General features: G+C 70.2%; 3 protein-coding genes. 2 read left to right on the top strand and 1 reads right to left on the bottom strand.

The annotated features are described in order from the left end of the window. The coding region (locus RDU12_RS15310; RefSeq protein WP_308685497.1) for a sulfotransferase at nt 1-868 on the top strand (868 nt) is incomplete at its 5' end. 218 nt (nt 869-1,086) lie between these two features. Here RDU12_RS15310 and RDU12_RS15305 read toward each other — a convergent pair. Further along, complete coding sequence (locus RDU12_RS15305; protein WP_300291127.1) at nt 1,087-1,656, bottom strand: hypothetical protein; 570 nt, start codon at nt 1,654-1,656, stop codon at nt 1,087-1,089. A 129-nt stretch (nt 1,657-1,785) separates the two neighbouring features. Between RDU12_RS15305 and rpmG the strand changes: the two genes are divergently transcribed. After that, nucleotides 1,786-1,953, top strand: a complete 168-nt coding sequence (gene rpmG, locus RDU12_RS15300) for a 50S ribosomal protein L33 (protein WP_308685495.1) — start codon at nt 1,786-1,788, stop codon at nt 1,951-1,953. Nucleotides 1,954-1,994 lie beyond the last annotated feature (41 nt).

Genomic DNA, 1,994 nt, shown 5'->3' with positions numbered 1-1,994 from the left:
CCCGGCCGCGCCGGTCGGCCGGCCCGTCGTGCGCACCCCCGACTACGACCGCCCGGTGATCATCGTCGCCGCGCCCCGTTCGGGCAGCACCGCCCTGTTCGAGACCCTCGCCGTCACGCCCCAGCTGCACAATCCCGGCGGCGAGGCCCACTGGCTGGTCGAGGGCTTCCGCATGTACCTGCCCGGCGCGCCCGGCGTGGACTCCAACCGCCTGACCGCCGCGCACCTGACCCCCGAGGTCGCCCTGGCCATGAAGTCCCGCCTGGCCGAGAAGCTGGTCGACGCTTCGGGCGCGCCCGCCGACGCCGAAAGCGTCCGCCTGCTCGAAAAGACCCCCAAGAACGCCCTGCGCATCCCCTTCTTCAACGCCCTCTTCCCCGACGCCCGCTTCGTCTTCCTGTGGCGCGAGCCGGAGGAGAACATCTCCAGCATCATCGACGCCTGGCGCGCCGGCGGCTGGGTCACCTATCCGCAGCTGCCCGGCTGGGACGGCCCGTGGTCCCTGCTGCTGCCGCCCGGCTGGCAGGCCCTGAAGGGCACGCCCCTGCCCGAGATCGCGGCCTATCAGTGGGCCACCACCAACCAGACCATCATGGACGACCTGGAGCAGATCCCGGCCGACCGCCGCCATGTGGTGCGCTACAGCGACTTCCTCGCCGATCCCGCCGCCGTCATCCGCGGCGTCTGCGGTTTCGCCGGGCTGGAGTTCGACCCGGCCCTGGCCGAGCGCACCGGCGGCGACCTGCCCCCCTCGCGCCACACCCTGACTCCGCCCGAGGCCGGCAAGTGGAAGAAGAACGCCGCCGAGATCGAGCCGCTGATTCCCGGCCTGAAACCCCTGATCGACCGCCTCCGCGCCTTCGGCTAGGCGACCGAAAGCTGCGGTTCATCACGGCGGACACGACGAGATCACAGCGAACACGACGGGAGTCTGCCCGCCGCCTCTGTCGCGGGCCCTTGGGCCCGCCTTCAATCATCAAGGCGTCGCCCTGACGGGCGTCGCGGCTCACCGGCCCCGTCGTGCCCGTCGTGTTTCGTCGTGTCCGTTGTGATGAACCGACTCAGCCGGCCCACCCACCGGATCGCCTACTCCGCCAGCGGCCGCGTCAGGTCGAACTCGACGCGCAGGAACCGCCCGCCGGGCCGCCGCAGCTCATAGGCGAAGATCCGGCCCGGGTGGACCTCCATGGCCCAGACGTTGGTGGTCGAGACCTGGGCCCCGCCGGCGATGAACTGGTCGATCGACTCCTGGTCGACCGGAAACGCCTGCCGCCCCGCCGTGCCCGCGTCCGCGGTGTCGCCGCCGTACATGTGATAGCCGTGGATCACGCCCTGCTCGTCGCGGTGATCGTGCTTCAGCCTCAGCCCCGTGTCCGTCCGGGTCACGATCCAGCGGCGCGAGCGGTCCTCGCCCACCGCGAACGGAATGCCGACCTCGTCGGGCGCGCAGTCGCGCACATGCATCAGCAGCCGGCTGTTGCGGAAGTCCGCGTCGGCGGGGTCGTCGCTGACGACCCGCCCCTCGAAGCGCTGCCCGCACAGGGCGTTCAGCCGGGCCATGAAGGCGTCCTGCGGATGCGCCGGCTCCGGCGCCGTGGCGCAGGCGGCGAGTAGGGCGAGGACGGGGCCGAGCGCGGCGAGCCTGAGCGTTTTCATGCCCGCACCCTGACCCGGACCGCCGCCCGGCTCAATGCCCGTCGCGCCCGGTTGACTTCCGACCGCGCCTGAGTATGTTCCGCGCCTCTCGTTTCCAGCGGCTTTCGCCGTCGCAAAGGTAATTGTCCGATGGCCAAGCCCGCCTCCATCAAGATCCGCCTGAACTCGACCGCCGACACCGGCTTCTTCTACGTCACCAAGAAGAACGCCCGGACGATGACCGAGAAGATGGTCGTCAAGAAGTACGACCCGGTCGTGCGCAAGCACGTCGAGTTCAAGGAAGCCAAGATCAAGTAATCTTGGGGTGGCGCAGCATGAACCGGCAATTCAGCGCCGGT

This window comes from Brevundimonas sp. (assembly GCF_031082345.1).
Taxonomy (GTDB): domain Bacteria; phylum Pseudomonadota; class Alphaproteobacteria; order Caulobacterales; family Caulobacteraceae; genus Brevundimonas.
This window is presented reverse-complemented; position numbering and strand designations above follow the sequence as displayed.

Coding starts and splice junctions, on each gene's coding strand:
- RDU12_RS15305 (WP_300291127.1), bottom strand. CDS start 1,656: ATGAAAACGCTCAGGCTCGCCGCGCTCGGCCCCGTCCTCGCCCTACTC.
- rpmG (WP_308685495.1), top strand. CDS start 1,786: ATGGCCAAGCCCGCCTCCATCAAGATCCGCCTGAACTCGACCGCCGAC.